Source organism: Nocardioides sp. Z38_18, from assembly GCF_058215695.1.
Genome location: NZ_JBZAJE010000001.1, coordinates 1,894,737 through 1,918,545 on the forward strand (window position 1 = coordinate 1,894,737; position 23,809 = coordinate 1,918,545).

The window sequence follows — 23,809 nt, forward strand, 5'->3', positions numbered from 1 at the left end:
TCAGTCCGGCGGCAGGTAGCGGTAGATGCCCTTGCCGAACACGGGCTCGTCCGCCGCACCACGGCCGAAGGCGGCCATCTGCCCGGGACGGGCCCGCTTCGAGGACTTCTGCCGCCAGACCTTCTTGAAGTTGGTGATGTAGCGCTTCGCCTGGGCCTCGTTGTCCAGGCGCTGCATCTGCTCGTCGGCAGTGAAGGACAGGTCCGACCAGTTCGCCGAGCCCGTGAACGTCAGGAACGCGGCCGGCCGGTTGCCCCAGCGACCCGCGACCACCATGTACTTGCTGTGGTTGTACTTCACGATGTGGCCCGCGGAGTCGGCGACCACCGACTGCTTCATCGGGACCGGGCCGCGGCCGGTCTTCCGGCTGAGGATCTGCATCACCGGACGGTTGACCACCGTGTAGACCATCGCCACGTTGCAGCCCGCCTCCCACAGCTGGCGCAGCCGCTTGGCGATCCAGACGCCCCGGTCACCGAAGGTGGCGTACTGCATCACCCGGATCACGGTGCGACCCCCGCGAGCGCCCGTGCGGGCGCCGGTGCACTTGACCGGGGCAAGCGTCTGCAGCACCGGGTCCTGGGCCGGGGTGGCGCCGATGCGGGGGAAGAAGTAGTTCACCAGCGAGCCGAACCTGGCCGCGTGGAAGGGCCTGACCGTGGGCTGGCCCACCCGGGACTCCCAGAACACCTTGAGGAAGTCCTGGTAGACGGCCTTCGAGTGCTGCACCTGCGCGTGGTTCCACTGCGACTGGAACGCCGTCGTGGTCAGGTTCGCCGAGGTCTGCATCACGACGTTGCGCACGTGGCGCGAACCGACGTTGTCGAACAGGAAGTACTTCGAGTGGGCGGTTCCTCCCGGTCCCCGGCACGCCCCCTTGCACTGCCGCGCGAAGCTCACCGTGGCCGCCGTGCTCGGGTGACCCGGTCGGTAGAGCTTCTGGCCGAGCTTCTTGCGCAGATACTTCCACGGCGCGTGGGGCTTGTTGGCCTTCTTGGTCGACACCACCTGGACCGTGACCCCCCGTTTGCGGGCGGCGACCAGCGCCTTGGCGATGGCCCAGTCGTTGAACGTCCACGTCACGATCCGGATGGAGCCGTTCCCGGGCCTGGGCGTGCCGATCGAGGTCCGTGGCCCGCCCCAGACGCTGTTGATGGTGCTCAGCACGCGGGCACGGATGATCCGCTGCTCGCGCTTGCCCCGGTTGGGGTAGCTGAAGTAGCTGGTCTGCGCCGGCACGTAGTTGCTGGGAGGCTTACCGACCACGGCGGGCGCGGCAGCCGCCTTGGGCGCGCGCGGCTTGGGCTTGCGCGCCGCCGCTGCGGGGCCGGAGAGAGGCAGCAGCACGGCCACGAGGGCGAGCACCGTGACGAGCACGGGCACCAGCCCGAGGCGCCTGCGACTGCTCGGGTGCCGGTTGCGGGCGTGGGCGAGGGCCTGGGGAAGGAAAGCCATCGTTCCTCTTCGCGAGATCTAGGGGTGTGACCGGGTCATCGGACCACGTATTTGTCGTGTTTGGTGGGAGGCGGGCCGCGATCGACCCTCGTCTGGATAGGGTCGAGACACCGACGTACCTAGGAGGTCCGCGATGGCTCAGGAGCACAAGCAACCGCGCAAGTCCCAGCAGGAGGAGGAGGTCAGCGAGACGGCTGCCCCCGCCGACTCCGTCACCGAGCGCAAGGAACAGCTCGACGAGGACATCGACGCGATCCTCGAGGACATCGACGACGTCCTCGAGACCAACGCCGAGGACTTCGTGAAGTCGTTCATCCAGAAGGGCGGGCAGTGAGCCTCCATGAGTGACGCCCGGCTCTCCGCCGCCTACCTGACTCCCGGGACGTCCTCCTTCGCGGAGTTCCTCTCCCAGGTCTCACCCGAGCTGCTGCCCTCCCGCAGGCCGCTGCCGCCCGGGGACGCCACCTCGCTGGCGCCGCACGCCACCACGATCGTGGCGGCGACGTTCCGCGACGGCGTGGTGATGGCTGGGGACCGCCGAGCCACGATGGGCAACATCATCGCCCAGCGCGACATCGAGAAGGTCTTCCCCGCCGACGAGTACTCCGCGGTCGGGATCGCCGGCACCGCCGGTCTCGCGGTCGAGATGGTGCGCCTGTTCCAGGTCGAGCTCGAGCACTACGAGAAGATCGAGGGCGCCACGCTCTCGATCGACGGCAAGGCCAACCGGCTCTCGGCGCTGATCCGGGGCAACCTGGGGATGGCGATGCAGGGACTGGCGGTGGTGCCGCTGTTCGCGGGCTACGACCTCGTCACCCGGCACGGGCGGATCTTCTCCTACGACGTCACCGGCGGGCGCTACGAGGAGACGGCCTTCCACTCGGTCGGCTCCGGCTCGGTGTTCGCCCGCGGGGCGCTGAAGAAGCTCTACCGCGACGACTTCGACCAGACCCAGTGCGTCACCGCGGTCGTCCAGGCGCTCTACGACGCTGCCGACGACGACTCGGCCACCGGCGGTCCCGACATCACCCGGCGGATCTTCCCGGTCGTGAGCGTGATCACCGCCGACGGACACCTCCGGCTCAGCCAGGACGAGGTCGCCGCGATCGCCGACGAGGTGCTCGGGGGCCGGATGCAGCGTCCCGACGGTCCCGCGGCCCCCCTGATCTGAAAGAGACCGAACCCATGAGCGAGCGAAGCGAGCACGTGACCGAGCGCAGCGAGGGAACCATCGAACACAGTCATGCTCCGGCATGCTCATGGGCGACCGGAGGTCGCTCATGAGCATGCCGTTCTACGTCTCGCCCGAGCAGCTGATGAAGGACCGGGCCGACTTCGCCCGCAAGGGGATCGGCCGCGGGCGGTCCGTCGCAGTCGTCCGCTACGCCGACGGGGTCTTGTTCGTCTCCGAGAACCCCTCCGCGGCCCTGCACAAGGTGAGCGAGATCTACGACCGGATCGCGTTCGCGGCCGTGGGGCGCTACAACGAGTTCGAGAACCTGCGCATCGCCGGGGTCCGCCTCGCCGACATGCGGGGGTACTCCTACGACCGGCGCGACGTCTCCGGGCGGGGCCTGGCCAACGCCTACGCGCAGACCCTGGGCACGATCTTCTCCAGCGGGGCCGAGAAGCCCTACGAGATCGAGATCTTCGTCGCCGAGGTCGGGGACACGCCCGGGGACGACCAGATCTTCCGGCTCACCTTCGACGGCCAGGTCGTCGAGGAGCGCGACTTCGCGGTGATGGGTGGCGCGGCGGACTCCGTGACGGCGTACCTCCAGGAGCGGTACACGCTGGGGCTGTCCAGGGACGACGCCCTCAAGCTCACCGCGGCAGCACTGGGTCACAGCGAGAGCGGCCACCGCGACATCGCGGCGGGCGACCTCGAGGTTGCCGTCCTGGACCGCACCCGCACCCAGGAGCGCAAGTTCAAGCGCCTCGACGAGGTCGTGCTCCGCGGTGTCCTGGGGGACACCGCGAGAGAGGCTGCGGGGGACGCTGGGGGGGACGCCGGGGGGGACGCCGGGGGAGACACCGAACGTCCGGAGGACGATCCACCTGTCGCGCCCTGACCCGTTATCCCCAGTGGCCACCTAGTCTGGACACGTGGACCGGCGAATCTTCGGAATCGAGAACGAGTACGGCGTCACGTGCACGTTCAAGGGGCAGCGACGCCTCTCACCTGACGAGGTGGCTCGCTACCTGTTCCGCAAGGTCGTCAGCTGGGGTCGCAGCAGCAACGTGTTCCTGGCGAACGGAGCGCGGCTGTACCTCGATGTCGGCAGCCACCCCGAGTACGCCACCCCCGAGTGCGACGACATCGTCGACCTCGTCACCCACGACAAGGCGGGGGAGCGGGTCCTGGAGGGCCTGCTGGTCGACGCCGAGCGTCGTCTGCGCGACGAGGGCATCTCCGGTGACGTCTACCTGTTCAAGAACAACACCGACAGCGCCGGCAACTCCTACGGCTGCCACGAGAACTACCTGGTCAGCCGGCACGGGGAGTTCAGCAAGCTCGCCGATGTGCTGATCCCGTTCCTGGTCACCCGCCAGATCATCGTCGGGGCCGGGAAGGTCACCCAGACCCCGCGAGGGGCGTCGTACTCGGTCAGCCAGCGCTCCGAGCACATCTGGGAGGGCGTCTCCAGCGCGACCACCCGCTCGCGACCGATCATCAACACCCGCGACGAGCCGCACGCCGACGCCGAGCGCTTCCGCCGCCTGCACGTGATCGTGGGCGACTCCAACATGAGCGAGACGACCACCATGCTCAAGGTGGCCAGCTGCGACCTCGTGCTGCGGATGATCGAGGAGGGCGTGGTGATGCGCGACCTCACCATGGAGAACCCCATCCGGGCGATCCGCGAGATCTCCCACGACATGACCGGGCGCCGCAAGGTGCGTCTCGCGAACGGCCGCGAGGCCAGCGTCCTCGACATCCAGGGGGAGTACCTCTCCCGCGCGCGCGACTTCGTGGACCGGCGCGAGCTGAGCACCCCGATCATCGAGCAGGCGCTCGACCTGTGGGAGCGCGGCCTCAAGGCAGTCGACTCCGGCGACCTGTCCCTGGTCGAGCGGGAGATCGACTGGGTGATCAAGTGGAAGCTGATCGACCGGTACCGGGCCAAGCACGGGCTCCCGCTCGGCCACCCCCGGGTCGCCCAGCTCGACCTCGCCTACCACGACATCCACCGCGAGCGCGGGCTCTACTACCTGCTCGAGAAGCGTGGGGCAGTCAAGCGGGTCACCACCGACCTCGCGATCTACCGGGCCAAGTCCGTGCCCCCGCAGACCACCCGGGCCCGGCTGCGCGGCGACTTCATCAAGCGGGCCCAGGAGCGGCGCCGCGACTTCACCGTCGACTGGGTCCACCTCAAGCTCAACGACCAGGCCCAGCGCACCGTGCTGTGCAAGGACCCGTTCAGGTCCCACGACGAGCGCGTCGAGCGTCTGATCGAGGGAATGTGACGCAACGGCAGCGCATCGCCGCTGCCGCGTTCACCATGACGGCGGTGCTGGCGGCCTCGGCCTGCGGTTCAGCCGGCCAGGACCAGGTGGCCAGCCTGCGTGACCAGGTCAAGGTGGGCGGCAGCTTCAACCGGCTCCCCAGCATCGACATCCAGGCCCCGCTCGACCTCGACGAGACCACGGCGTGGGTCACGGTCCCCGGTGACGGCGACAAGGTGGGGGAGGACTCCACCGTGATCCTTCAGCTCACCCTGGCCAACGGTCGCACCGGGGAGCGGACGATCTCCACCCTCGACGCGGGACAGCGGCCCCTCGACATCAAGCTCGGCGACCAGGTGTTCCCCGCGCTGGCACGGGCGCTGGTCGGCAAGTCGGCTGACACCAGGGTGGTGGTCGTCTCCACCTCCGACGACGCCTACGGCTCGAGCGGCGCCCCCCAGTTCGGGATGAAGGGGGGCGACCCCGTGGTGATGGTCGCCGACATCCTCTCCACCGACCCCACCTCCGTGCTCGACGGCCCCACCGGGCCGGACGTGGCGAGCAACGCCTCCTCGACGGCCGCGCCCCGGCTCGTGGAGAAGGACGGCACGCCCACCGGCTTCGACTTCACCGGTGTCCGCGCGCCGCGGTCCCTGGTGGTGATCCCCCTGCGCGAAGGCACCGGCGACGTCGTGGAGACTCCGGACCGGGTCGCCGTGGACTACCTCCTGCAGGTGTGGGGGGCCGAGGAACCCGCGCAGGAGACGTTCAGCACCGAGCCCACGTTCGTCTCGCTCGGCACCGCGACCGGCATGATCCCCGCCTGGGACCGGGCCCTGGCGGGCCGCCGAGAGGGCGCCAGGCTGCTCATCCTGACCCCGCCGTCCCTCGCCTACGGTGAGACGCCCCAGCCCGGCATCCCCGCCAACTCGACCCTGGCCTTCATCGTCGACCTGCTCGGCGTGGGCTGAGCGATCCGAAATAGGAGACACGTGTCCGCTGCGAAGTCCGAACGCCTGCTCAACCTCGTCATCCTGCTGCTGGTGGCGCGCAACTACACCACCAAGGAGCAGATCCGTGCGCTGATGGAGCCCTACCGCGAGAGCAGCGACGAGGCGTTCGATCGCATGTTCGAGCGCGACAAGGACGACCTGCGTGCGCTGGGCATCCCGCTCGAGACCGGGTTCGTGGACAAGTTCTTCGAGGACGAGCAGGGCTACCGGATCAAGCGGGACGCCTTCGAGCTCCCCGCGATCGACTTCACCGCCGACGAGGTGGCGGTCCTCGGCCTGGCGGCCCGGGTGTGGCGTCACGCCGGACTCGCGGCCGCGACCTCGGACGCCCTGGTGAAGCTGAAGGCCGCCGGCCTGAGCTTCGACCGCGAGCAGCTGGAGCAGGTCCAGCCGACCCTGGTGGCCGAGGAGCCCGCGTTCGAGTCGATGTGGCAGGCGACCGTGCACCGGACCCCGGTCCGGTTCGACTACAAGCGGGCGGGCCAGCGAGACGCCTCCACCCGCCACGTCGAGCCCTGGGGCGTGGTCACCGCCCAGGGCCGGTGGTACGTCGCCGGGCTCGACACCGACCGGGGGGAGCCGCGGATGTTCCGCCTGAGCCGGATCGTCTCGGAGGTCGAGCCGACCGGCCCCGCGGGGTCGTTCACCGTGCCCGAGGGCACCGACCTGCGGACGCTGTCGCAGTCGCTGGCCCCGCGCCAGCCGGACCGCACCGCCACCGTGCTGGTCAGGGCGGGCTCGGCCATCGACCTGCGACGCCGGGCCGAGGTCGCTGCGCGCGACCTGACCGGACCCGACGGCACGCCCGGCTGGGACCGGCTCGAGGTGCCCTACGTGTCGGAGACGGACTTCGCCGGCGAGCTGCTGGGGTACGCCGACACGGTCGTGGTGGAGTCCCCGGCCGAGCTGCGCACCTCGGTCCGCAACCGGCTCGAGCACCTGTGCGCCCCGGCGAGCCCGGCGGGGGCGTCGCTGTGAGCGGCGGCGCCCGGGAGCAGGTCTCGCGACTGCTCGCGCTGGTTCCGTACCTGCAGAGCCGCAGCGGCGTGTCCCTCACCGAGGTCGCGGCGGACTTCTCGGTCGGTCCGGAGCAGATCATGAAGGACCTGAAGGTGCTCTGGATGTGCGGGCTGCCCGGCCTGACCCCGGACAAGATGATCGAGGTCGACTTCGAGGCGATCGAGGACGATCCCGAAGGCGTCGTACACATCGAGAACGCGGAGTTCCTCGCCCGTCCCGTCCGGCTGGGCAGCTCGGAGGCCTCCGCGCTGATCGTGGCGCTGCGCGCCCTCCGGGAGGGCAGCCCCGAGGCCTCGCACGAGGTCATCGAACGGTGCCTGGTCAAGCTCGAGGACGCCGCCGCCACCGGCACGGCCACCCCACGCGTCGAGGTGCACCTGCCCCGCTCCGACCTCGCCGACCAGCACGCGAAGCTGCTGGCCGAGGCGATCGCGACCGACCGGCAGGCCCGTCTGGACTACTACGTCCCCACCCGCGACGAGACCACCCAGCGCACCGTGGACCCCCTGGAGCTGCTGAGCAGCGACGGTCACGACTACCTCGACGCCTGGTGCCACCTCACCTCGGCGCGGCGGCTGTTCCGGCTGGACCGGATGCACGCCGTGGAGCTGGTCGACGCACCGCGCCAGGAGCACTCCCTGGAGCGGCGCGACCTCTCCGAGGGACTCTTCGAGCCCGGCCCCGACGACATCGTGGCCGTGGTCCACCTCGAGCGCCCCGCCCGGTGGATGGCCGACTACTACCCGGTCGACAGCGTCGAGGAGCTCGGCGAGGGCCGGCTCGAGGTCAGTCTCCGGGTCAGCGACCCACGGTGGCTGGTGCGCCTGGCGATGCGCCTGGCACCGGCCGTCACCGTCGTGGCCCCCACGACGCTGCGCGACGAGGTGGTCCGCACCGCACGCGCGACACTGGGCCTCTACGCGGAGGACGGCAGCGACCACTCCGGCCAAGCGTCCGCACAAGCAGATGATGGCGGCGTAGGATGAGTGCATGACATCAGCACTGGTCACTCCTCTGTTCGCGGGCCTCGGTACCACCGAGCTCCTGATCATCTTCGGGGTGCTCGTGCTCCTCTTCGGGGCCAAGAAGCTGCCCGAGCTGGCTCGCGGCAGCGGTCGCGCCCTGCGGATCTTCAAGGCCGAGACCAAGGGCCTGATCGATGACGACGACGACGACCTGACCCCCGAGCAGCGGCAGATCAACGCCCAGAACCGTGCCGCCGCGGACACCGAGCGCGACGTACGGCCCGAGGGCCCCGCCGGCCCGGGCAGCATCTGACGACGGAGCAGCGCAGCAGTGTCACTCGGCGGTGTCGTCGAGCTCTTCCGTGGTCGCCCACGGGATCCCGTCGGCGAGGGCGGCCGGATGTCCCTCGGGGACCACTTCCGTGAGCTCCGAGCCCGCATCATGCGGTGCTCGCTCTACCTGGTCGTGGGCACGATCATCGCGCTCTTCTTCTGGCAGCAGCTCTTCGACCTGATCTACCAGCCCTACCTCGATGCCTCGAAGGCTCTCGACCAGGAGGTCCAGACCCAGGCGGTGATCACCGGCATCGGCAGCCCGCTGCTCCTGCAGCTCAAGCTGTGCGGCGTGGCCGGGATCGTGGGCACCTCACCGTTGTGGCTCTACGAGATCTGGGCCTTCATCGTCCCCGGCCTGCACGCGAACGAGCGTCGGTGGACCCGGCTGTTCGCCGTCGTGGCCGGCCCGCTGTTCATCGCCGGCGTCGCCGTGGGCTACTACGTGCTGCCCAAGGGCATCGCGGCCCTGATCGGGTTCACGCCCCTCGAGCTGACCCAGCTCACCGAGTTCGGCGACTTCTTCACGTTCATCACCCGGATGCTCCTGGTCTTCGGCGTCGCCTTCGAGATCCCGCTGTTCATCGTGCTGCTGAACTTCGCCGGCGTCATCTCGGGCAAGTCGCTGGGCCAGTACCGCCCCTGGATCGTGGTGGGCACGTTCATCTTCGCCGCGGTCGCGACCCCCTCCACCGACCCGTTCTCGATGCTGATGCTGGCCCTGCCGATGCTCGCGCTGATCTTCATCAGCGAGATCATCGCCCGCGTCGCCGACCGCAGGCGCGCCCGCAAGCAGGCTGTCTCGCAGTGGGACGACGACACCGCCTCGCCCCTGTGAGCACCGACCGTCCGGGACGGCCCCACCACGGCAGATAGGGTTTCACCGTGTCCACCCAGATCGCGTTGCTCACCAACCCCCAGGCAGGTCGGGGCAAGGGGCCGCGCATCGTCGAGGAGGCCCTTCCCCGCCTGCGGGACGCCGGCTACACGGTGCGCAACCTGGTGGGCCGTGACGCCGACGAGTCCTTGGACCTGGCCCGCCAGTGCGTCCAGGACGGGGTGAGCACCCTGGTGGTCGTCGGGGGCGACGGGATGGTGCACCTCGCGCTCCAGGCACTGGCCGGCAGCGAGACCCGACTGGGGCTGATCCCCGCCGGCACCGGCAACGACACCGCGCGCTACTTCGACCTCCCGCGCGGAGACGTCGCTGCCGCCACCGACGTGGTGATCGGCGGCAGGGAGCGGCGCGTCGACCTCGCCCGGATCGGCTCGAAGTACTTCCTGACCGTGCTCGCGGCCGGTTTCGACGCAGTCGTGAACGAGCGCGCCAACAACATGTCCTGGCCCCGGGGGCAGATGCGCTACAACGTGGCCACCCTCGCCGAGCTGCGCACCTTCAAGCCGCTGCCCTACACCCTGGACATCGACGGGGTGCAGCACCGCTTCGACGCGATGATGGTCGCGGTCGGCAACGGTCCCTCGTTCGGCGGCGGCCTGCGGATCACCGAAGGCGCCCTTCTCGACGACGGGCTCCTCGACGTGGTCGTGATCCGGCCGATGAGCAAGCCGGCGCTGATCCGCACCTACCCGAAGCTGTTCAAGGGCACCCACGTGCACCACCGCGACTACCGGCACCACCAGGGCAGGAAGATCACCATCGCCGCTCCCGGCATCACGGCGTACGCCGACGGCGAGCGGATCGCCGCCCTGCCCCTGACCGTCGAGGTCGCCCCGCTCGCGCTGAGGGTGCTGGTCCCATGAGCACCGGCACCTCCCCCTCGGAGCAGTACGCCCGCTACCGCCGCAACCGTGAGCACCCCCGGCTGGCGGACTTCGCCTCCCGGCTCGACTTCGGCCTCGACGACTTCCAGGTGCGCGCCTGCCGCGAGCTCGAGGAGGGCCGCTCGGTGCTGGTCGCTGCCCCGACCGGGTCCGGCAAGACGATCGTCGGCGAGTTCGCCGTGCACCTCGCGCTGGAGAGCGGCCGCAAGGCCTTCTACACCACGCCGATCAAGGCGCTGTCGAACCAGAAGTACAACGACCTCGCCAGGCGGTACGGCGCCGAGAACGTCGGCCTGCTCACCGGCGACAACAGCATCAACGGCGAGGCGCCCGTGGTCGTGATGACCACCGAGGTGCTCCGCAACATGCTGTACGCCGGGTCGCGGACCCTGGACTCGCTCGGGTTCGTGGTGATGGACGAGGTGCACTACCTCGCCGACCGGATGCGTGGCGCCGTGTGGGAGGAGGTCATCATCCACCTCCCCGAGTCGGTGGCGCTGGCCTCGCTCTCGGCCACGGTCAGCAACGCCGAGGAGTTCGGGGAGTGGCTGGGCACCGTCCGCGGGGAGACGACCACGATCGTCGAGGAGCGCCGCCCCGTGCCGCTCTACCAGCACGTGATCGTGGGCCGCCGGATGTATGACCTGTTCGCCGACGAGACCGGCACCGACCCCGCCGAGCTCGAGGCCAGGCAGCGCGAGCCCCAGGTCAACCCCGAGCTCGTCCGCGTGGCCCGCGACGACTGGGCTCGCGGCCGGATGAAGGACCGCCGCACGCCCCGCGGCGGCAAGGCCAAGGGGGGTGCCCGCGGGCCGGGCAACCCCCGCGCCGCCTGGACCCCGAGCCGCAGCGACGTGGTCGCCCAGCTCGACCGGGCCGGGCTGCTGCCGGCGATCGTGTTCATCTTCAGCCGGGTCGGCTGCGACGCGGCGGTGCAGCAGTGCCTGAACGCCAACCTGCGGCTGACCTCACCGGAGGAGCGAGACGAGATCGTCGCGTTCGTCCAGGAGCGCTGCTCGAACCTCCCCGACGAGGACCTGCAGGTGCTCGGCTACCACGAGTTCCTCGACGGGCTCTCCCGCGGCATCGCCTCGCACCACGCCGGGATGCTGCCCACGTTCAAGGAGTGCGTCGAGGAGCTGTTCCTGCGCGGCCTGTGCCGGGTGGTCTTCGCCACCGAGACGCTCGCGCTCGGCATCAACATGCCCGCGCGCTCGGTGGTCATCGAGAAGCTCTCGAAGTGGAACGGCGAGACGCACGCAGACATCACGCCGGGGGAGTACACCCAGCTCACCGGCCGAGCCGGGCGTCGCGGCATCGACGTCGAGGGCCACGGCGTCGTGCTGTGGCAGCAGGGCTTCGACCCCAAGGCGGTCGCGGGCCTCGCCTCGACGCGCACCTACCCGCTCAAGTCGAGCTTCCGGCCGTCGTACAACATGGCGGTCAACCTGGTGCACCAGTTCGGCCGCGAGCGAGCGCGTGAGCTGCTGGAGTCCTCGTTCGCCCAGTTCCAGGCCGACAAGGCCGTGGTCGGGCTGGCGCGGCAGCTGCGCAAGAGCGAGGACGCGCTGGCGGGGTATGCCGACGCGGCTGCGTGCCACCTCGGCGACTTCATGGAGTACGCCGCCCTGCGGCACCGGCTCTCGGAGACCGAGAAGAAGCTGGCCAAGTCCCGCCGGTTCGACCAGCGCCAGGAAGTGGTCGACTCCCTGGAGGCCCTGCGCCCCGGCGACGTGATCGAGGTGCCGTCCGGCCGCTTCTCCGGGATGGCGGTGGTCCTCGACCCCGGGGCCCGGGCGGACCGGGAGGGCCCCCGGCCCTACGTGCTGACCGCCGACCGGCACGCCCGGCGGCTGAGCCTGATCGACTTCCCGACCCCGGTCGCCGCGATCACCCGGGTGAAGATCCCCAAGAACTTCAACGGCCGCAACCCGCAGTCGCGTCGCGACCTCGCCTCGGCCCTGCGGGACCGGACGCACGGGCTGACCCAGCCGCCACCGTGGAAGCGCGGCGGCCACGGCCCGTCCGCGCACAACCCGGTCGAGGACCGCCGGATCGAGGAGCTGCGCCGCGAGCTCCGGTCCCACCCGTGCCACGGCTGCCCGGACCGTGAGGACCACGCGCGCTGGTCGGAGCGTTACTTCAAGCTCGACCGCGACGCGAAGACGCTCAAGCGCCGGATCGAGCAGCGCACCAACACCATCGCGCGGCAGTTCGACCGGGTCTGCGACGTGCTCACCACGCTGGGCTACCTCGAGGGTGAGGGCCGGCAGTCGACGGTGACCGAGCGCGGCCGCACCCTGATGCGGATCTACAACGAGATGGACCTGCTCACCGCGGAGTCGCTGCGGGCCGGCCTCTGGGACGGGCTCGACCCCTCGGGTCTGGCCGCGGTGCTCTCCACGCTCGTCTACGAGTCCCGCCGGCCCGACGACGCCGTGGCCCCGCGGCTGCCCGGGGGAGCGGTGAAGGGGATCCTGGCCGAGATGGTCTCGATCTGGGGCGACCTCGAGGTACTCGAGCGGGAGCACCACCTCGACCAGCTGCACGAGCCCGACCTCGGCTTCGCCTGGGCGGCGCACCGCTGGGCCGAGGGCGACGAGCTCGACGACATCCTCGAGGCCACCGACCTCGCCGCGGGCGACTTCGTCCGCTGGGTCAAGCAGCTCCTGGACCTCACCGACCAGGTGGCGGGGGCGACCACCAGCGCCGAGCTGCGCAAGGTCGCCCGCGAGACCTCGGCCCGCCTGCGCCGCGGGGTCGTCGCCTACTCCAGCGTCAGCGAGTAGCAGGGGGCTGGCCCCGAGCCCTATGTAAATCGGGGTTATGGACGCTCATCAAGCCCCCTGCCGGGCCCAGAGCGTCCACAACCCCGCAGAAGAACCCCGCACCACGCCGCTGCGTCCAGCTCAGGCCCCGATCCCCGCCATCACCAGGTCCAGGTTCACCATCGCGCCGGTGACCGTCCCGCTGGCAGCCGACGCCATCACCTGGGCGCCGAGGTCGGTCAGGTTGCCGGCGGCGTACACCCCGGGCACGGAGGTACGCCGCATCTCGTCGACGACCACGTGCTCGCCCAGGCCCGAGGAGTGCGCGGCCACCTCCACCCCCAGCCCGCTGAGGAGGTCGCCGCTCGGCCGCAGGTACGACGCCACGGTGATCGCCTCCGCGGGGAGCAGCCGACCGTCCTCCAGCCGCAGGCCGCGGACGGCGTCGTCCTCGACCTCGACCGCGCAGGCCCGCCCCTCGACCACCGCGACCCCGGCGGCGGCCAGCATCCGGCGCGCCTCCTCGTCGGGCTCGAATCCGTGTGCCAGCAAGGTCAGGTCGTCGGTGAGCTGGCTGAACAGCAGCGCCTGGTGCACTGACCCTGGGACGGTCCCGAGGACCACCAGCTGCTGGTCGCGCACCTCGTACCCGTGGCAGTAGGGGCAGTGCAGGACATCTCGGCCCCAGCGCTCCCGCAGGCCGGGGACCTCGGGGAGCTCGTCGACGAGACCGGTCGCCAGGACGAGTCGCCGCGCGGTGACCACGGCGCCGTCCTCCAGGACCACCCTGAAACCGTCATCGGTCCTCTCGGCGCGGACGACCCGGCCCGCACGGATCTGCCCGCCGTAGGCCTCCACCTCGCTGCGGCCCATCGCGAGCAGCTCCCCAGGTGCGGTCCCCTCCCGGGAGAGGAAGTTGTGGACGCCCTCGGCCGGTGCGTTGCGCGGCTCGCCGGCGTCGATCACCAGCACGCTCCTGCGGGAGCGGCCGAGCGCGACCGCCGCGCTCAGGCCGGCTGCTCCGCCGCCGATGACGATGACCTCGTGATCGATGTCCATGTCCTGCTCCTCACCTCGGACTTCCTTGACGCCCACCCTGCGCCGCGTGCGGCCAGCTTGACAACCTTCGTTGCCACACTGGCAAACTGGTCGGCATGGACGAGGTCACCGATGACGTGCTCGATGCTGTGGGAGGGCGCCTGCGGGTGCTGCGCCAGGAGCACGAGCTCACCCTGGCCGAGCTCTCCGGCTCCACCGGCATCTCGGTCAGCACGCTCTCCCGGCTGGAGTCGGGGCAGCGCAAGCCGACGCTGGAGCTGCTGCTCCCGCTGGCCAGGACCTACCAGGTCCCGCTGGACGAGCTCGTGGGGGCGCCGGCGACCGACGACCCCAGGGTCCGCACCGAGCCGATCCGGATGCACGGGATGACGATGGTCCCGCTCACCCGGCGAGCAGGCGGCCTGCAGGCGTACAAGATCACCATCCCGGCCGGGTCGGACCGGCGTACGCCGAACCTGCAGACCCACGAGGGCTACGACTGGCTCTACGTGCTCAACGGCCGGCTGCGGATGCGGCTGGGCGAGCACGACCTGGTCCTGGAGCCCGGCGAGGCGGCCGAGTTCGACACCCGGGTCCCGCACTGGTTCGGCGGCGCCGACGCGCGCCCGGTCGAGGTGTTGTCGATCTTCAGCCGCGAGGGCGAGCGGATGCACGTCCGGGCCCGTACGACGTGAGCGCGGCCGCCCAGGCCTGACCCAGCCCGCTCTCGTGGGTCTCCCGCGCCAGCTCGCGGTGGAGCCGGCCGCCGCCCGCGAGCTCCAGCGCACCGGGGGCGGCCACCGCCCCGGGGGAGCCGATCTCGAGGATCGAGTCGAGCACGCGGTGCTGCCCGAGCAGGCCGGGCACCTGCGTGGCGCAGGCGAGCTCCAGGTCCTCCACCAGCACGGGACGGCCCTTGCTGGTGACCCGGGTGCGCGAGCGGATCGTCCCCGCCGGCTCCCCGGACCGTCCGAGCACGAGAGTCTCACGCAGGAGCAGGGCCGCGCCCGGGGCCAGCTCCACCCGGGTGTGCCGGTCGACCTCGGACCCCGCTGCCGCCACGAACGGCAGGCCCTGCCAGACCAGGGTGGCGTCGTCCTCCACCGTCAGGTCGACGTCCCAGCGTGCGGGCTCGCCGCCGCGCATGTCGTAGGCGACGGTGCCGGCCGGCTCCACGACCGTGAGCGTGACTCCGGCACCGACGCGGCAGCCGACCTCGATGCGGTCTCCTGCGAGCAGCATCGCCCCCTCGGGGACCAGGGCCACCGTGGCGTGGTCCGGACCCGAGGAGAGCAGCATCGCGCGCAGCGAGGCGGCACCGTCCGGCGCGCTGGTCCACATCCGCACCCGGCACCGGCCGCCGGGGACCGCGGCGACCACCACCTCCGTACGCGCCGTCGGCCGGAACGCCGCCGCCCGCTCAGGCGTGCGCGTGCTCATGGTCGTGCTCGTGGGAGTGCGAGTGCCGGGCCATCGGGCCCGGGTCGACCGGCACCAGGTCACCCTCCGCGAACGTGCGCAGCCGCCCCCGCACCCACTCGGTGAGCTCGCCGACCGAGGCGCGGTCGTGCCGGGAAAGTGCGACCACCGGGCGCCCACCCCGGGCGGCGGTCGCGTCGAGGACCATCTGCGGACAGTCGACGCCGACGTGGGGTGCCAGGTCGGTCTTGTTCACCACCAGGAGGTCCGCACGCTCGATGCCGGGCCCGCCCTTGCGGGCCACGTCGCCACCGCCCGCGACGTCGAGGACGAAGATCTGCACGTCGACCAGCGCGGGGGAGAAGGTGGCGGTCAGGTTGTCGCCGCCCGACTCCACGAGGACGAGGTCGAGCGGGGTGAAGTCCTCCTCGAGCGACTCGACCGCGATCAGGTTGGCGGTGATGTCGTCGCGAATCGCGGTGTGCGGACAGGCTCCGGTCTCCACCGCGCGGATGCGCTCGGGGTCCAGCACGCCGGCCGAGCGCAGGAAACGGGCGTCCTCGTCGGTGTAGATGTCGTTGGTGATCACCGCCAGCTCGTGGGTCGCGGACAGCTCACGGCACAGCAGCGCGATGATCGAGCTCTTGCCGGTGCCGACCGGGCCGCAGACCCCCAGACGCAGCGCTCTCCTGGCGGTGGGGTGCGGGACAGCGGGGAACTCAGGCACTGAACAACCTCCGTGTGGTGCGGGCATGGGCCTCGGCCCACGCCTCGATCTGCGGTGAGCCGGTGGCCGGGATGGCCTCCGGGTGGGTCAGGGTCGACACCGAGGCAGCGAGCTGCTCGATGGCGGGCATCGCCTCCAGGGCCCAGCGGGTCGTCACCGCGGGGTCCAGCGGCGCGAGCTTGAGGGCGGCCGAGGTCACGGTGAGCACGTCGTCGTACCCGATGAGGCGGGCCAGGGACGCAGGTGCCAGCCCGGCTGCGGCCGCGACCGCTCCGAGGACGAGTGCGCGCGAGGGCGTGCGCAGCGCTCCGGCGACGCGCACCGACGCCGCGTCGGGCCACAGGGCGGTGGCGAGCCGCAGCATCGCCCGGCCCATCGCTTGGGAAGTGGTCCGCATCGCAGCACTGGGCGTCCGGGCGGCCCAGGCCTCCTCGACCGGCTCCAGCGACTCACCCGAGCGCAGATGGTGCAGCGCCACCACCGCCGTGCCGGCTTCCACCAGGGTCACCGAGCGCAGCCGAGCGGCGAGGTACGCCGGCACCTCGGCGGGGTCCAGTCCCAGGTCGGGGCCCGCCCGGAGCGCCGGCTCCAGGTTCGCGGACTGGGTGTGCCCCGCCACCGGCAGCCGGGCGTCCGCGAGAAGCATCAGGACCAGCTCGGACATCACGCCGGCCGCATCGAAGACTGGTCCATCGAGAACAGGCCCATCAGAACAGGCCCATCAGAACAGGGAGTAGAGCTGCGCCAGGGGCAGCTCGGTCGCGGGGGAGGGTACGACGAGCTCGCCGTCGATGTGGATCGCGAACGTCTCGGCGTCCACGTCGATCCGCGGCAGGGCGGAGTTGTTCACCATCTGCGCCTTGCCGACCTCGCGGGTGGGCCGCAGCGCCGCGAGCCGCCTGCGCAGCCCCAGCCGGTCCGCCAGTCCGTCCTCCAGGGCCGCCGGGGACACGAAGGTCACCGCGTGGTCGGCGCCGTCCTGGTCGACCAGGGTCGGTCGCATCAGCACCGGCTGCGGGGTGGGGATCGAGGCGTTGGGGTCACCCAGCGCGCCCCACACCAGGGCGCCGCCCTTGATCACCACGCTCGGCCGGATCCCGAAGAACTTCGGCTCCCAGAGCACCAGGTCGGCGAGCTTGCCGGGCTCGACCGAGCCGACCTCGTGGTCGATGCCGTGGGCGATCGCCGGGTTGATCGTGTACTTGGCGACGTACCGCTTCGCGCGGACGTTGTCGGCGGGACCGCCCAGGTCCCCGCGCTGGTGCTTCATCACGTGGGCCACCTGCCAGGTCCGGCAGATCACCTCGCCGATGCGGCCCATCGCCTGCGCGTCCGAGGAGGTGATCGACAGCGCCCCGAGGTCGTGCAGCACGTCCTCGGCGGCGATCGTGGTGGCGCGGATCCGGGACTCGGCGAACGCGAGGTCCTCGGCCACCCGGGGGTTGAGGTGGTGGCAGACCATCAGCATGTCGAGGTGCTCGGCGACGGTGTTCACGGTGTGCGGCAGGGTCGGGTTGGTGGAGCCCGGGATCACGTTGGGCTGCCCGGCCACGCGCAGGATGTCGGGGGCGTGGCCACCGCCCGCGCCCTCGGCGTGGAAGGCGTGGATCGACCGGCCGCCGATGGCTCGCAGGGTCGACTCGAGGTAGCCGGCCTCGTTGAGGCTGTCGGAGTGCAGCGCGACCTGGAGCCCGAACTCGCCGGCCGCCCGGAGCGCGGAGTCGATGGCGGCAGGCGTGGCGCCCCAGTCCTCGTGCACCTTGTACGCCGCCGCCCCCGCCAGGGCCTGCTCGGCCAGACCGGCGGCGCTGACCGTGTTGCCCTTGCCCATCAGCAGCACGTTGAGGGGGAGCGGGTCCAGGGCACGGTGCACCGTCTGCAGGTGCCAGGCCCCGGGCGTGACCGTGGTGGCCTTGGACCCCTCGGAGGGACCCGTGCCACCGCCGCCCACGGTGGTGATTCCGGTGGCGAGCGCCTCCGCGAGCTGGGAGCGGGAGAGCAGGTGCACGTGCACGTCGATCCCGCCGGCGGTGAGGATCTTGCCCTCACCGGAGATCACGTCGGTGGAGGGACCGATGACCAGGCCGGGATGCACCCCGTCGGCGATGTCCGGGTTCCCCGAGCGGCCCAGCGCCACGATGCGTCCGTCGCGGATGCCCACGTCGGCGCGGACGATGCCCCAGTGGTCGAGCACGAGTGCGTTGGTGACCACGGTGTCCAGGGCGCCCTCTGCCCGCGTGAGCGTCGACTGCGCCATCGACTCGCGGATCGACTTCCCGCCGCCGAAGACGGCCTCCTCGCCGCCGAAGGTCAGGTCCTCCTCCACCTCGATCCACAGGTCGGTGTCGGCGAGACGGACCTGGTCGCCGGTGGTGGGGCCGTAGAGGGCGGCGTACTCCGCCCGGGTGAGCTCAGCCATCGGTGGCGTCCTTGACCTGGATGCCGGGGACCGAGCGGCGACCCCGGAGGGCGACCACGTCGACCTCACGGGACGCACCCGGCTCGAAGCGGCGCGAGGTGCCCGAGGCGATGTCGAGCCGGAACCCCTCGGCGGAGGACCGGTCGAAGGCCAGTGCCTCGTTGACCTCGGCGAGGTGGATGTGCGAGCCGATCTGCACCGGGCGGTCCCCGGTGTTCACGATCACGAGCGTACGGCGCTCCTCCGGGGTGCGGTCGGCGTTGAGGACGACGGTCCCCTCGGCGACGCGGATCGCTCCGGGGCCTGCCTGTTGGTGGGTCATCGGTGCCCTCCTCAGGCGATCGGCTGGTGCAGGGTGACGAGCTTGCGCCCGTCGGGGAAGGTGGCCTCGACCTGCACGTCGGTGAGCATCTCGCCCACTCCGGGCATCACCTCGTCGCGGCTCAGGACCTCGCGGCCGAGCTCCATCAGGTCGCTGACCGAGAGGCCGTCGCGGGCCCGTTCGATCACCCAGGTGCTCAGCAGGGCCACGGTCTCGGGGTAGTTCAGCTTCACGCCGCGCGCGTGCCGGTCGCGGGCGACCATCCCGGCCACGGCGAGGAGCAGCTTCTCGGTGTCCGAGGGAGTCAGGTGCATCTCAGACCGCCATCGCCGCGCGCACGTCGGTCACGGCGTCCGCGCCGCCGTCACCGCTGGAGGTGACCCGCCCGGCCTCGAGCACGTAGTAGCGGTCGGTCGAGCGCAGCGCGAAGCCGACGTGCTGCTCGACGAGCAGCACGGAGAGGTCGCCGCGCCGGGTCAGGTCGAGGATCACCTGCTCGATCTCCGCGACCACGTTGGGCTGGATGCCCTCGGTGGGCTCGTCGAGGATCAGCAGCCGGGGATCGGTCAGCAGCGCCCGGGCGATGGACAGCTGCTGGCGCTGGCCGCCGGAGAGCAGCCCGGCACGGCGCGAGAGCAGCGGGCGCAGCGCCGGGAACATCTCGAGCGTGTCCTCGATGCTGGTGCCCGCGCCACCGCGGCGACCGTCGGTGACCAGCTGGAGGTTCTCCAGCGTGGTCAGCTGGGCGAAGCACTGCTGCCCCTGGGGCACGTAGGCGAGGCCACGGCGTACCCGGGCGTGTGGCTTGAGCCGGGTGACGTCCTCGCCGTCGATCAGCACCTGCCCCGAGCGCACGGGCAGCAGCCCCACCGCGGCCCGCAGCAGGGTCGTCTTGCCCGCACCGTTGTGGCCCATCACGGCCACGGCCGTCCCCTCGCGCACGACCAGGTCGACGTCGTGGACCACCAGGGTCCGGCCGTATCCCGTCGTCACGCCACGCAGCTCCAGCATCAGCTCGCTCCTGCTTCCTGCTCGGCCTCTTCCACGGCGGCCTCCACGGTCCTGCCCAGGTAGACCTCCTGGACGCGGTCGTCTGCCTGGATCTCGGCGACGGTGCCCTGGGTGAGCACCTTCCCGGCGTGCATCACCGTCACCGAGTCGGCGTAGGTGCGCACGAAGTCCATGTCGTGCTCGATCACCACGACGGTGCGGCGCTGCGCGATCCTGCGGAGCAGCTCGCCGGTCTCAGCGCGTTCCTCGGCGCTCATCCCGGCCACCGGCTCGTCCAGCAGCAGCACCCGCGCGTCCTGCACCAGCAGCATCCCGATCTCCAGCCACTGCTTCTGGCCGTGGGCCAGCACGCCGGCAGGGCGGTCGGCGAGGCCGGCCAGCCCGATCGTCTCGAGCGCGTCGGTGACCTCGGGCGGCACCCCTCGCCGGGCGCGGAGCATCGTGTGCACCTTGCGCCTGGCGCCGGCGGCGATGTCGAGGTTCTGCAGCACGGTGAGCTCCTCGAAGACCGTGGCGGTCTGGAAGGTCCGGCACACCCCGAGCCGCGCGATCTGGTGCACCTTGCGGTCGAGCAGGTTGGTGTTGCCGAAGATCGCCCGTCCCGAGGCGGGCACGAGACCGGTGATCGCGTCCACCAGCGTGGTCTTCCCGGCGCCGTTGGGCCCGATCAGGAACCGCAGGTCGCCCTGGAGCACGGTGAGGTCGACGCCGTCGACAGCGACGAAGCCGTCGAACTCGACCCGCAGGCCGACGACCTCGAGGTAGTCCCCGCTCATGCGCTCGCCGCCTGTCGGGTACGCCGGAACAGCCGCGGCAGCTGGGCAAGGCCTCCGGGCAGGAACAGGATCACCAGCACGAACAGTCCTCCTTGCAGATAGGACCAGAAGGACGGGAACGTCTCGGAGAGGCTCGACTGCGCCCACGCCACGGCGATCGCCCCCACGGCCGGGCCGAGCAGCGTCGTACGCCCGCCGAGGGCCACCCCGATCAGGAACGCGATCGAGGGGAGCACACCGACGTCGGCGGGCGAGATGATCCCGGCGATCGGCACGAACAGCGCGCCGCCGATGCCGGCGAGGACCGCCGAGAGCACGTAGGCCACGAGCTTGACGTTGGCCGGGTCGTAGCCCAGGAACCGCACCCGCTCCTCACCGTCGCGGACGGCGACGAGCAGCTCGCCGTAGCGGCTGCGGTAGAGCTGGGCGACCAGCGCCACGGCGGCGAGCAGGGTCCCGGCCGCGATGTAGAAGAGCATCACCCGGTTCGCCGGGTCGTAGAGGGAGTAGCCGAAGAACGACTGGAACCCGTTGAGCCCGTTGGTCCCGCCGATCGTCTTCTGCTGTCCCACCAGCAGGATCGCGAAGGCCGCGGCCAGCGCCTGGGAGAGGATCGCGAAGTAGGCGCCCTTGACCCGGCGCTTGAACACAGCGACCCCGAGCAGGGTCGCCACGATCGCGGGGAGCAGCACGATCGCCGCGACGGTGAACAGCGGGTCGGCGAAAGGCTCCCACCACCACGGCACCACCCCGTCGCCGTAGAGGGTCATGAAGTCGGGCACCCCGTCGGTCTGGGTCGCGTCGGCGAGCTTGAGGTGCATCGCCATCGCGTAGGCGCCGAGTCCGAAGAAGAGTCCCTGGCCCAGGGTCAGCATCCCGCCGCGTCCCCAGGCCAGGCCGATGCCCACCGCGACCATGGCGTAGCAGCAGAAGCGCGCGAGCAGGGTCAGCCGGAAGTCACCGAGGACCGCGGGTGCCACGACGAGCAGGGCGACGGCGAGCGCGGCGTACCCGGCGAGCGGGGCCCAGAAAGGGGCCCAGGAAGGGGCCGAGCGCAGCGACCGGTTCCGCGTCGCAGTCATGCCAGGCTCCGGGTGCGCACCGTGAACAGGCCCTGCGGACGGACCTGGATGAACGCCACGATCAGCAGCAGCACCAGCACCTTGGCGATGTTCGCCGTCATGGAGTGCTCGAACGTGGCCTGGAGGACCCCTAGGGAGAACGCCGCGATCACGGTCCCCTTGATCTGCCCGATGCCGCCGACCACGACGACGAGGAACGCGTCCACGATGTATGCCGTGCCGAGGTTGGGTCCGGTCGAGCCGAGGAGCGTGAGCGCCACCCCGGCGATCCCGGCGAGTCCGGAGCCGAGGAAGAACGTCACCTGGTCGGTACGCCGGGTGGAGACCCCGAGGGTCTCGGCGAGGTCGCGGTTCTGCACCGTGGCCCGCACCCGCCGGCCCAGGGGAGTGAGCAGCAGCAGCGCGGCGACGAGCAGCACGCAGACCACGGCCAGCCCGAGGATGAACAGCCGCGCGATCGGCAGGTCCACGGTGCCGAAGGAGACCGAACCCGACAGCCAGGACGGGGCGTTCACCTCCTTGGCGGGAGCGCCGAAGATGTCGCGCGCCAGCTGCTGGAGGATCAGCGAGACCCCGAAGGTGACCAGCAGCGTGTCCAGCGGCCGGTGGTACATCCGCCTGAGGATGGTCATCTCGAGCAGCAGGCCGATCAGGCCACCGACGAGGAAGCCCAGCGGGATGGACAGCAGGATCGAGGCGCCGGCGTCGGAGACGATCTGCTGCACGACGTACGCCGTGTAGGCACCGGCCATGATCAGCTCGCCGTGCGCCATGTTGATCACCCCCATCTGGCCGAAGGTGAGAGCCAGGCCGAGGGCGACGAGGAGCAGGACCGATCCGACGGAGAGTCCGACGAAGAGCTGGAGCAGCAGGGATTCCACGCTGTGCCTTTCTCGCGGGTGAGTCGAGAGGAGGGGTTCCCGGCCGGTGGGAGGTCCGGCCGGGAACCCGATTCAGGAGTGGAGACTCAGCTCTTCCACCAGTCGTAGCCCTTGAGGAACGGGTCCGGTTCGATCGGGCCGTCCGAGGAGCCGACCGTCCGGATCAGGCCGTCCTTGCCGACCTTGCCCATCAGGAAGGTCTTGGCGATGTGGTGGTTGTCGCCGTTGATCGTGACCGTGCCCTCGGGTGCCTCGAAGCTGACGCCGTCCGAGGCGTCGATGACCTTCTCCACGTCCCACGAGCCGGCCTTCTCGACCATCGCCTTGTAGAGGTAGAGCGAGGTGTAGGCGGCCTCCATCGGGTCGGAGGTCACCTTGTCGGCGCCGTACTTCTTCTTGAATGCGGCCACGAACTTCTGGTTCGCCGGCGAGTCCACCGTCTGGTAGTAGTTCCAAGCCGTGAGCTGGCCGACGAGGTTCTCCACGCCGACACCGGCGACCTCCTCCTCGGCGATCGACACCGAGACGACGGGCATCTTGGCGGCGGTGAGGCCGACGTTCTTGTACTGCTTGAAGAACGCGACGTTGGAGTCGCCGTTGAGCGTGTTGAACACCGCCTCCGCCTTCGAGGCCTTCACCTTGTTCACGATCGTGGAGAACTCCGTGTGCCCGAGGGGGGCGTACTCCTCGCCGAGGACCTCGATGCCGTTGGCCTCCGCGTAGGCGTTGATGATCTTGTTCGCCGTGCGCGGGAAGACGTAGTCGGAGCCGACCAGGAAGATCGACTTGACGCCCTCCTTCTTCAGGTAGTCCATCGCCGGCACGATCTGCTGGTTGGTGGTGGCACCGGTGTAGAAGATGTTGTGCGAGGACTCGAGGCCCTCGTACTGCACGGGATAGAACAACAGCGCGTCGTTGCCCTCGAAGACCGGCAGCATCGCCTTGCGCGACGACGAGGTCCAGCCACCGAACACCGCGGCGACACAGTCCTTCTGGATCAGCTTGGTGGCCTTCTCCGCGAACTTCGCCGGCTCGGAGGCGCCGTCCTCCTGGACGACGTCGAGCTGCTTGCCGTCGACGCCGCCGGCTGCGTTGATCTCCTCCGCCGCCAGCTTCAGGGAGCGGGAGACGGTGCTCTCGCTGATGGCCATGGTGCCCGACAGGGAGTTCAGCAGACCGATCTTGACGCTGTCACCGTCGGTCTTCACGCAGGACTTCGCGGACGCCGACTCCTCTCCGGTCTTGGCGCCGCCGCAGGCGCTCAGCGCCAGGGCGGCCGCGAGGGCGACGGATGTGGTCGTGATCGCGCGCAGGCGACGGTGCTTCATGGAATTGGGTTCCCTCTCGACGT

25 protein-coding genes are annotated in these 23,809 nt (G+C 70.8%); 12 read left to right on the forward strand and 13 right to left on the reverse strand.

Going from position 1 to position 23,809, the window contains the following annotated elements; genetic code table 11:
- Positions 1-1,455, reverse strand: coding sequence for a phospholipase D-like domain-containing protein (locus tag AC4BGC_RS09150; RefSeq protein WP_490555270.1), 1,455 nt, complete (start codon positions 1,453-1,455; stop codon positions 1-3).
- 133 nt (positions 1,456-1,588) lie between these two features.
- On the opposite strand from AC4BGC_RS09150, the gene AC4BGC_RS09155 reads away from it, so the two are divergent.
- From AC4BGC_RS09155 to AC4BGC_RS09205, 11 genes are all read left to right on the forward strand, one after another.
- Positions 1,589-1,789 (forward strand): ubiquitin-like protein Pup, encoded by a 201-nt coding sequence (locus AC4BGC_RS09155; protein ID WP_490544148.1) that lies wholly within the window; start codon positions 1,589-1,591, stop codon positions 1,787-1,789.
- Positions 1,790-1,795: 6 nt separating this feature from the next.
- Complete coding sequence (gene prcB / locus AC4BGC_RS09160; RefSeq protein WP_490555271.1) at positions 1,796-2,626, forward strand: proteasome subunit beta; 831 nt, start codon at positions 1,796-1,798, stop codon at positions 2,624-2,626.
- A gap of 109 nt (positions 2,627-2,735) precedes the next feature.
- Entirely contained in the window at positions 2,736-3,527 is a 792-nt protein-coding gene (gene prcA / locus AC4BGC_RS09165) for a proteasome subunit alpha (protein ID WP_490555272.1), read from the forward strand.
- A gap of 34 nt (positions 3,528-3,561) precedes the next feature.
- On the forward strand, positions 3,562-4,923 hold the full coding sequence (gene pafA, locus AC4BGC_RS09170; protein WP_490544145.1) for a Pup--protein ligase: 1,362 nt from the start codon (positions 3,562-3,564) through the stop codon (positions 4,921-4,923).
- Positions 4,920-5,873 carry an FKBP-type peptidyl-prolyl cis-trans isomerase gene (locus AC4BGC_RS09175; RefSeq protein ID WP_490555273.1) on the forward strand — a complete coding sequence of 318 codons (954 nt, stop codon included), beginning with the start codon at positions 4,920-4,922 and terminating at the stop codon, positions 5,871-5,873. The genes pafA and AC4BGC_RS09175 overlap by 4 nt, the downstream gene beginning before the upstream one ends.
- A gap of 21 nt (positions 5,874-5,894) precedes the next feature.
- Positions 5,895-6,893 carry a helix-turn-helix transcriptional regulator gene (locus AC4BGC_RS09180; RefSeq protein WP_490555274.1) on the forward strand — a complete coding sequence of 333 codons (999 nt, stop codon included), beginning with the start codon at positions 5,895-5,897 and terminating at the stop codon, positions 6,891-6,893.
- Positions 6,890-7,921 (forward strand): helix-turn-helix transcriptional regulator, encoded by a 1,032-nt coding sequence (locus tag AC4BGC_RS09185; protein ID WP_490555275.1) that lies wholly within the window; start codon positions 6,890-6,892, stop codon positions 7,919-7,921. Before AC4BGC_RS09180 ends, AC4BGC_RS09185 begins: the two co-directional genes overlap by 4 nt.
- Before the next feature lie 4 nt (positions 7,922-7,925).
- A complete protein-coding gene (tatA, locus tag AC4BGC_RS09190; protein ID WP_490544141.1) occupies positions 7,926-8,213 on the forward strand; it encodes a twin-arginine translocase TatA/TatE family subunit in 288 nt (95 codons plus the stop codon).
- 18 nt (positions 8,214-8,231) lie between these two features.
- Positions 8,232-9,071: a twin-arginine translocase subunit TatC gene (gene tatC, locus AC4BGC_RS09195; RefSeq protein ID WP_490544140.1), complete on the forward strand. Its 840-nt coding sequence runs from the start codon at positions 8,232-8,234 to the stop codon at positions 9,069-9,071.
- A 47-nt stretch (positions 9,072-9,118) separates the two neighbouring features.
- Entirely contained in the window at positions 9,119-9,994 is an 876-nt protein-coding gene (locus AC4BGC_RS09200) for a diacylglycerol kinase (RefSeq protein WP_490544139.1), read from the forward strand.
- A complete protein-coding gene (locus AC4BGC_RS09205) occupies positions 9,991-12,804 on the forward strand; it encodes a DEAD/DEAH box helicase (protein ID WP_490555276.1) in 2,814 nt (937 codons plus the stop codon). The genes AC4BGC_RS09200 and AC4BGC_RS09205 overlap by 4 nt, the downstream gene beginning before the upstream one ends.
- A gap of 120 nt (positions 12,805-12,924) precedes the next feature.
- Here the strand turns inward: AC4BGC_RS09205 and AC4BGC_RS09210 are convergent, their stop codons facing one another.
- The gene (locus tag AC4BGC_RS09210) at positions 12,925-13,842 is read right to left on the reverse strand and encodes an NAD(P)/FAD-dependent oxidoreductase (RefSeq protein WP_490555277.1); all 918 of its coding nucleotides are present in this window, start codon (positions 13,840-13,842) and stop codon (positions 12,925-12,927) included.
- 95 nt (positions 13,843-13,937) lie between these two features.
- Between AC4BGC_RS09210 and AC4BGC_RS09215 the strand changes: the two genes are divergently transcribed.
- On the forward strand, positions 13,938-14,516 hold the full coding sequence (locus AC4BGC_RS09215) for a helix-turn-helix domain-containing protein (protein ID WP_490555278.1): 579 nt from the start codon (positions 13,938-13,940) through the stop codon (positions 14,514-14,516).
- Here the strand turns inward: AC4BGC_RS09215 and AC4BGC_RS09220 are convergent.
- From AC4BGC_RS09220 to urtA, 11 genes are all read right to left on the reverse strand, one after another.
- Positions 14,470-15,261, reverse strand: coding sequence for an urease accessory protein UreD (locus tag AC4BGC_RS09220; RefSeq protein WP_490555279.1), 792 nt, complete (start codon positions 15,259-15,261; stop codon positions 14,470-14,472). The two genes, AC4BGC_RS09215 and AC4BGC_RS09220, sit on opposite strands and share 47 nt — an antisense overlap.
- Positions 15,242-15,967 (reverse strand): urease accessory protein UreG, encoded by a 726-nt coding sequence (gene ureG, locus AC4BGC_RS09225; RefSeq protein ID WP_490555280.1) that lies wholly within the window; start codon positions 15,965-15,967, stop codon positions 15,242-15,244. The genes AC4BGC_RS09220 and ureG overlap by 20 nt, the downstream gene beginning before the upstream one ends.
- A complete protein-coding gene (locus AC4BGC_RS09230) occupies positions 15,960-16,631 on the reverse strand; it encodes an urease accessory protein UreF (protein ID WP_490555281.1) in 672 nt (223 codons plus the stop codon). The genes ureG and AC4BGC_RS09230 overlap by 8 nt, the downstream gene beginning before the upstream one ends.
- A gap of 57 nt (positions 16,632-16,688) precedes the next feature.
- Positions 16,689-18,386, reverse strand: a complete 1,698-nt coding sequence (locus tag AC4BGC_RS09235; protein WP_490555282.1) for an urease subunit alpha — start codon at positions 18,384-18,386, stop codon at positions 16,689-16,691.
- Positions 18,379-18,708 (reverse strand): urease subunit beta, encoded by a 330-nt coding sequence (gene ureB, locus AC4BGC_RS09240; RefSeq protein ID WP_490555283.1) that lies wholly within the window; start codon positions 18,706-18,708, stop codon positions 18,379-18,381. The genes AC4BGC_RS09235 and ureB overlap by 8 nt, the downstream gene beginning before the upstream one ends.
- Before the next feature lie 11 nt (positions 18,709-18,719).
- Complete coding sequence (locus AC4BGC_RS09245; protein WP_490544130.1) at positions 18,720-19,022, reverse strand: urease subunit gamma; 303 nt, start codon at positions 19,020-19,022, stop codon at positions 18,720-18,722.
- Position 19,023: 1 nt separating this feature from the next.
- Entirely contained in the window at positions 19,024-19,719 is a 696-nt protein-coding gene (urtE, locus tag AC4BGC_RS09250) for an urea ABC transporter ATP-binding subunit UrtE (RefSeq protein ID WP_490555284.1), read from the reverse strand.
- Complete coding sequence (gene urtD / locus AC4BGC_RS09255; RefSeq protein ID WP_490555285.1) at positions 19,719-20,495, reverse strand: urea ABC transporter ATP-binding protein UrtD; 777 nt, start codon at positions 20,493-20,495, stop codon at positions 19,719-19,721. Before urtD ends, urtE begins: the two co-directional genes overlap by 1 nt.
- Positions 20,492-21,577: an urea ABC transporter permease subunit UrtC gene (gene urtC / locus AC4BGC_RS09260; protein ID WP_490555286.1), complete on the reverse strand. Its 1,086-nt coding sequence runs from the start codon at positions 21,575-21,577 to the stop codon at positions 20,492-20,494. The genes urtD and urtC overlap by 4 nt, the downstream gene beginning before the upstream one ends.
- A complete protein-coding gene (urtB, locus tag AC4BGC_RS09265) occupies positions 21,574-22,458 on the reverse strand; it encodes an urea ABC transporter permease subunit UrtB (RefSeq protein ID WP_490555287.1) in 885 nt (294 codons plus the stop codon). The genes urtC and urtB overlap by 4 nt, the downstream gene beginning before the upstream one ends.
- Positions 22,459-22,544: 86 nt before the next feature.
- Entirely contained in the window at positions 22,545-23,786 is a 1,242-nt protein-coding gene (gene urtA / locus AC4BGC_RS09270; protein WP_490555288.1) for an urea ABC transporter substrate-binding protein, read from the reverse strand.
- Positions 23,787-23,809 lie beyond the last annotated feature (23 nt).

Excerpts from the sequence above, each read along its gene's own strand:
- AC4BGC_RS09215 (WP_490555278.1), top strand. The coding sequence starts at position 13,938 with ATGGACGAGGTCACCGATGACGTGCTCGATGCTGTGGGAGGGCGCCTG.
- AC4BGC_RS09230 (WP_490555281.1), bottom strand. The coding sequence starts at position 16,631 with ATGTCCGAGCTGGTCCTGATGCTTCTCGCGGACGCCCGGCTGCCGGTG.
- AC4BGC_RS09235 (WP_490555282.1), bottom strand. The coding sequence starts at position 18,386 with ATGGCTGAGCTCACCCGGGCGGAGTACGCCGCCCTCTACGGCCCCACC.
- tatA (WP_490544141.1), top strand. The coding sequence starts at position 7,926 with ATGACATCAGCACTGGTCACTCCTCTGTTCGCGGGCCTCGGTACCACC.
- AC4BGC_RS09150 (WP_490555270.1), bottom strand. The coding sequence starts at position 1,455 with ATGGCTTTCCTTCCCCAGGCCCTCGCCCACGCCCGCAACCGGCACCCG.
- urtD (WP_490555285.1), bottom strand. The coding sequence starts at position 20,495 with ATGAGCGGGGACTACCTCGAGGTCGTCGGCCTGCGGGTCGAGTTCGAC.
- prcB (WP_490555271.1), top strand. The coding sequence starts at position 1,796 with ATGAGTGACGCCCGGCTCTCCGCCGCCTACCTGACTCCCGGGACGTCC.
- AC4BGC_RS09220 (WP_490555279.1), bottom strand. The coding sequence starts at position 15,261 with ATGAGCACGCGCACGCCTGAGCGGGCGGCGGCGTTCCGGCCGACGGCG.
- AC4BGC_RS09205 (WP_490555276.1), top strand. The coding sequence starts at position 9,991 with ATGAGCACCGGCACCTCCCCCTCGGAGCAGTACGCCCGCTACCGCCGC.
- prcA (WP_490555272.1), top strand. The coding sequence starts at position 2,736 with ATGAGCATGCCGTTCTACGTCTCGCCCGAGCAGCTGATGAAGGACCGG.
- AC4BGC_RS09155 (WP_490544148.1), top strand. The coding sequence starts at position 1,589 with ATGGCTCAGGAGCACAAGCAACCGCGCAAGTCCCAGCAGGAGGAGGAG.
- ureB (WP_490555283.1), bottom strand. The coding sequence starts at position 18,708 with ATGACCCACCAACAGGCAGGCCCCGGAGCGATCCGCGTCGCCGAGGGG.
- urtE (WP_490555284.1), bottom strand. The coding sequence starts at position 19,719 with ATGCTGGAGCTGCGTGGCGTGACGACGGGATACGGCCGGACCCTGGTG.
- urtA (WP_490555288.1), bottom strand. The coding sequence starts at position 23,786 with ATGAAGCACCGTCGCCTGCGCGCGATCACGACCACATCCGTCGCCCTC.
- urtC (WP_490555286.1), bottom strand. The coding sequence starts at position 21,577 with ATGACTGCGACGCGGAACCGGTCGCTGCGCTCGGCCCCTTCCTGGGCC.
- AC4BGC_RS09245 (WP_490544130.1), bottom strand. The coding sequence starts at position 19,022 with ATGCACCTGACTCCCTCGGACACCGAGAAGCTGCTCCTCGCCGTGGCC.
- AC4BGC_RS09210 (WP_490555277.1), bottom strand. The coding sequence starts at position 13,842 with ATGGACATCGATCACGAGGTCATCGTCATCGGCGGCGGAGCAGCCGGC.